The sequence below is a fragment of the Streptomyces yokosukanensis genome (assembly GCF_001514035.1).
GTDB lineage: Bacteria > Actinomycetota > Actinomycetes > Streptomycetales > Streptomycetaceae > Streptomyces > Streptomyces yokosukanensis.
In genome coordinates this window covers 1-4,770 of record NZ_KQ948241.1, presented here as the reverse complement: position 1 = coordinate 4,770, position 4,770 = coordinate 1, and the positions used below count along the sequence as shown (strand labels likewise).

Here is a 4,770-nt window from a genome sequence, read left to right as displayed (position 1 = left end):
CGTCCGGGGTGTGGCCGTCGACTGGACCGCCCCCTACGCGGAGACCGGCACCCAGCGTGTCGACCTGCCCACGTACGCGTTCCAGCGCGAGCGCTACTGGGTCGACGCCTTCGCCCCGCTGGAAGACGCCGCCTCCCTCGGCGTCGAGCCGGCCGGGCACCCGTTGCTCGGAGCGGCGGTCGAACTGCCGGACACGGGCGGGTTCCTGTTCACCGGCCGGCTGTCCCGGCGTACGCACCCATGGCTGGCCGAGCACGTCGTGGCCGACTCCGTGGTCGTGCCCGGCGCGGCCCTCGTCGAACTCGCCCTGCGGGCCGCGGATGCGGTCGGCTGCGAGCGGATCGCCGAGATGACGGCCGAGGCGCCGCTGGTGCTCCCCGAGGACGGGGCCGTCCAGCTGCGGGTCACCGTCGGCGGCTCGGACGACGAAGGCCGCCGCACCGTACAGGTGCACAGCCGCCCGGAGCAGCCCGGCTCGGACACCCCGGACGCGGGCACCTGGTCCCGGCACGCCACCGGAACCCTGGCCGACGGCCGGGACAGCGGAGCCGCCGGCGCCGCCGACGTCACCGACAGCGGTACGTGGCCGCCCGCCGGGGCCGAGGAGGTCGCCACCGAGGACCTGTACGAGCGGCTCATGGCCACCGGGCCCTACCACGGCCCGACGCTCAAAACCCTCGACCGGGTCTGGGTGCGCGGCGACGAGGTCTTCGCCCAGGCCCGCCTCGCGGACGAACTCCGCGCCACGGCGGACGGGTTCGCCCTGCACCCCGCCCTGCTCGACACCGTCGTGCAGGCGCTGGGGGCCACCGGCGGCGCCGGCCGGGAGCCGGTCGGCTGGCGCGGGATCCGGCTGCACGCGACCGGGGCGGACGCGCTGCGCCTGCGGATCACGGCCGTCGGCACGGACACCGTGTCCGTGGCTCTGGCCGACGGGCAGGGCGCGCCCCTCGCCTCCGTCGAAGCCCTCGTGACGCGGGAGATCGACACCGAACGGTTCGCCGCCCAGGCCCCCGCGGCCGACGGCGTCCACGACTCGCTGTTCCGCCTGGACTGGGTACGGACGCCGGTTCCGGCCCGCTCCGCGGCCGCGGTCCTCGTGGTCGTCGGCGACAGCACCGGCAGCATCACCACCGCCCTCACCGCCGGGGCTCCCGTCGCCGCGTACGACGACCTCGCCGCCCTGGACGCGGCCGTCGGCGCCGGACGGCAGCCGCTGCCCGACACCGTGGTCGTGCCGCTCCTGACGCCCACCGGGGACCGGGAGGCCACCGCCCACCTCGCCCGGGACGTACGCGATGCGACGCACCGTGCGCTCGCGCTGGTGCAGGGCTGGCTGGACAACGGCCGCTTCGCCGGCGCGCGGCTCGCCGTCGTCACCCGCGGTGCGGTGGCCGCCCACATGGACACCGAACCCGGCGACCTGGCCGCCACCCCGGTGTGGGGACTGCTGCGCGCCGCGCAGACCGAGCACCCCGACCGGTTCGTACTCGTCGACCTCGACGGCACCGACGCCTCCGGCCGGATCCTGGCGGGCGCCCTCGCCTCCGAGGAACCCGAACTGGCCGTGCGCGGCGGGGCGCTGTACGCGCCGCGCCTCGCCCGGACGGAGGCGGCCCCGGCCCCGGCCTCGGCCGCCCGGATCGACACCGGCGGCACGGTCCTGATCACCGGGGCCGGTGGCGGGCTCGCAGGTCTCCTGGCCCGGCACCTGGTCGCCGAACACGGGGTACGGCACCTGCTGCTCACCGGACGCAGAGGCGGCGACACCGAGTCCGCGGCCGAACTCACCGCACAGCTGGTGGAGTCGGGGGCCGAGGTCACCTGGGCGGCCTGCGACGTGGCCGACCGGGACGCGCTGGCCGCGGTCCTGGCCTCCGTACCGGCCGAGCACCCGCTGACGGCGGTCGTCCACACGGCGGCGGTCCTCGACGACGGCGTCGTGGACCTGCTCACCCCCGAGCGCGTGGACGGGGTCCTGCGGCCCAAGGTCGACGGCGCCCTCCACCTGCACGAACTGACCCGGGAACTCGACCTGTCGGCGTTCGTCCTGTTCTCCGCGGCCGCCGGCACCCTCGGCGGCGCGGGCCAGGCCAACTACGGCGCGGCGAACGTCTTCCTCGACGCCCTCGCCCGACACCGGCGGGCCCGCGGTCTCACCGCGCTCTCCCTGGGCTGGGGCATGTGGGCAGAGGAGCGCGGCATGGCGGGCCGCCTCACCGGGGCGGAGCGCGAACGGGCCGCCCGCGGCGGCGTCGCACCGCTGTCGGCACAGGACGGCCTGGCCCTGTTCGACCTGGCCCTCGCGGTACCGGACGAGCCAGTGCTCCTGCCGGTCGCCGTGGATCTGCCGACCCTGCGGGCCCGGGCGGCCGACGGCGGGATCCTCCCCGTCTTCCGCGGCCTGGTCCGCACCCCGGCCCGGCCGCGCCGGGCGGCCGGCCAGGCCGGTGCGCCGCGCACTACGGCGGCGCCTGGCTCCACCCAGGCGTCGGGGGAGACGCTGGCCCAGCGGCTGGCAGAGCTGCCGGCCGCCGAGCGGGAGCGGACCGTACTGGACCTCGTCCGCGGCCAGGTGGCCGGTGTCCTCGGATACCGGTCGACGGAACACGTCGGCGAGGAGCAGGCCTTCAAGGACCTGGGCTTCGATTCGCTGACCGCGGTCGAGCTGCGCAACAGGCTCGGTGCGGCCGCCGGGCTCCGGCTGCCCGCGACGCTGGTCTACGACCACCCGACCCCGGCCGCCCTCGCCCGGTACCTGCTGGGCGAGGTCGCACCGGACGGCGCCGCAGTACGGACCGTGTCCGTACTGGAGGAACTCGACCGGTTGGAGAGCGTGTTCTCCTCGCTGGACCCGGCGGAGCTGGCTGCCGCGGCCGACGACGACGCGGCCCACGCACGCGTCGCGGTACGCCTCCAGACCCTGCTCGCCCAGTGGAACGAAGCCCGCCCGACGGACGCGACCACGGCCGGTGGGATCGAGGACGCGAGCGACGACGAGCTGTTCGCGCTCATCGACAAGAAGTTCGGACAGGCCTGAACCCCAGCTGCCCCCAGGCCGTACCGCCGGAACCCCTGTTCCGGCGGTACGGCCTCCGGCCCCCGGAATTCCTCAAATATCCTCGGGCTCCCCTGATCCGTCCCGAATTCCCCGTCCCGAATGCCTCGTCCCGAATGCCCCGTCCCGAATTCCCCGTCTCGAACTGCCTTGAATTCCCTTGAGTCCCTCCACGGTCTCGACCACGTGAATAGGTGAAGCGCCAGTGGCGAACGAAGCAAAGCTCCGCGAATACCTCAAGAAGGTCACGACGGATCTCGACGAGGCGTACGGACGTCTGCGCGACATCGAGAGCCAGTCCCACGAACCGATTGCCATCACCGCCATGAGCTGCCGCTTCCCGGGCGGTGTCCGCACTCCCGAGGAACTCTGGGAGCTGCTGTCCTCCGGCGGCGACGCCCTCACCGCGTTCCCCGCGGACCGGGGCTGGGACCTGGACCACCTCTTCTCCGACGACCCGGACGACCAGGGCACTTCGACCACCCGCGAGGGCGGCTTCCTGACGGGCGCCTCCGCCTTCGACGCCGACTTCTTCGGGATCTCCCCGCGCGAGGCCATGGCCATGGACCCGCAGCAGCGGCTGCTGCTGGAGACCACGTGGGAGGCCTTCGAGCGCGCCGGTATCGACCCGCACGGCCTGCGCGGCAGCCAGTCCGGCGTATTCGTCGGCATGAACGGCTCCGACTACCTCACCCCGCTGCTGGAAGCGCCCGAGGACTACGCGGGCCACCTCGGCACGGGCAACGCCTCCAGCGTCCTGTCCGGCCGCATCTCGTACACCTTCGGCCTGGAGGGCCCGGCGGTCACCGTCGACACCGCCTGCTCGGCCTCCCTCGTCGCCCTGCACCTCGCCGTGCAGGCGCTGCGGGCCGGGGAGTGTTCGCTCGCCCTCGCGGGCGGTGTGCACGTGATGTCCACCCCTGGGCTCTTCGTGGAGTTCACCAAGCAGCGCGGACTCTCCAGGGACGGCCGCTGCAAGGCCTTCGCGGCCGGCGCCGACGGCTTCGGCCCGGCCGAGGGCGTGGGCATCCTGCTTCTGGAGCGGCTCTCCGACGCCCGCCGCCATGGCCACCCGGTCCTGGCCGTGGTCCGGGGCTCGGCCGTCAACCAGGATGGTGCGAGCAATGGCCTGACCGCCCCGAACGGTCCGGCCCAGCAGCGCGTCATCCGCCAGGCCCTGGCCAACGCCCGCCTCTCCGCCGACCAGGTCGACGTGGTCGAGGCGCACGGTACGGGGACCTCGCTGGGCGACCCGATCGAGGCGCAGGCGCTGCTGGCCACCTACGGGCAGGACCGGCCGGCCGAGCGGCCGCTGCTGCTCGGCTCGGTCAAGTCGAACGTCGGCCACACCCAGGCCGCGGCCGGTGTGGCAGGTGTGATCAAGATGGTGCTGTCCATGCAGCAGGGCGTGGTCCCGCAGACCCTGCACGTGGACGAGCCGTCGCCCCACGTGGACTGGGAGTCGGGCGCGGTGGCACTGCTCACGGAGCGGACCGCCTGGCCCGAGACGAACCGTCCGCGGCGTGCGGGTGTGTCGTCGTTCGGTTTCAGTGGGACGAACGCGCATGTGATCGTGGAGCAGGCTCCGGCCGTTGATGCCGGTGCCGATTCCGATGCCGTTGATGCCGTTGTTGCCGAGGGTGTGGCGGGGGAGGGTGGGCGTTCGGTTGTGCCGGTGGTGCCGTGGGTGCTGTCGGGTAAGAGTGCGGGGG

At 74.2% G+C, this 4,770-nt stretch carries 2 protein-coding genes; both read left to right on the top strand.

Annotated features, from left to right (window positions below; genetic code table 11):
• A partial coding sequence (locus tag AQI95_RS42305; RefSeq protein ID WP_159056711.1) for a type I polyketide synthase occupies nt 1–3,040 on the top strand: 3,040 nt, incomplete at its 5' end.
• A gap of 223 nt (nt 3,041–3,263) precedes the next feature.
• A partial coding sequence (locus tag AQI95_RS42300) for a type I polyketide synthase (protein ID WP_208614408.1) occupies nt 3,264–4,770 on the top strand: 1,507 nt, incomplete at its 3' end.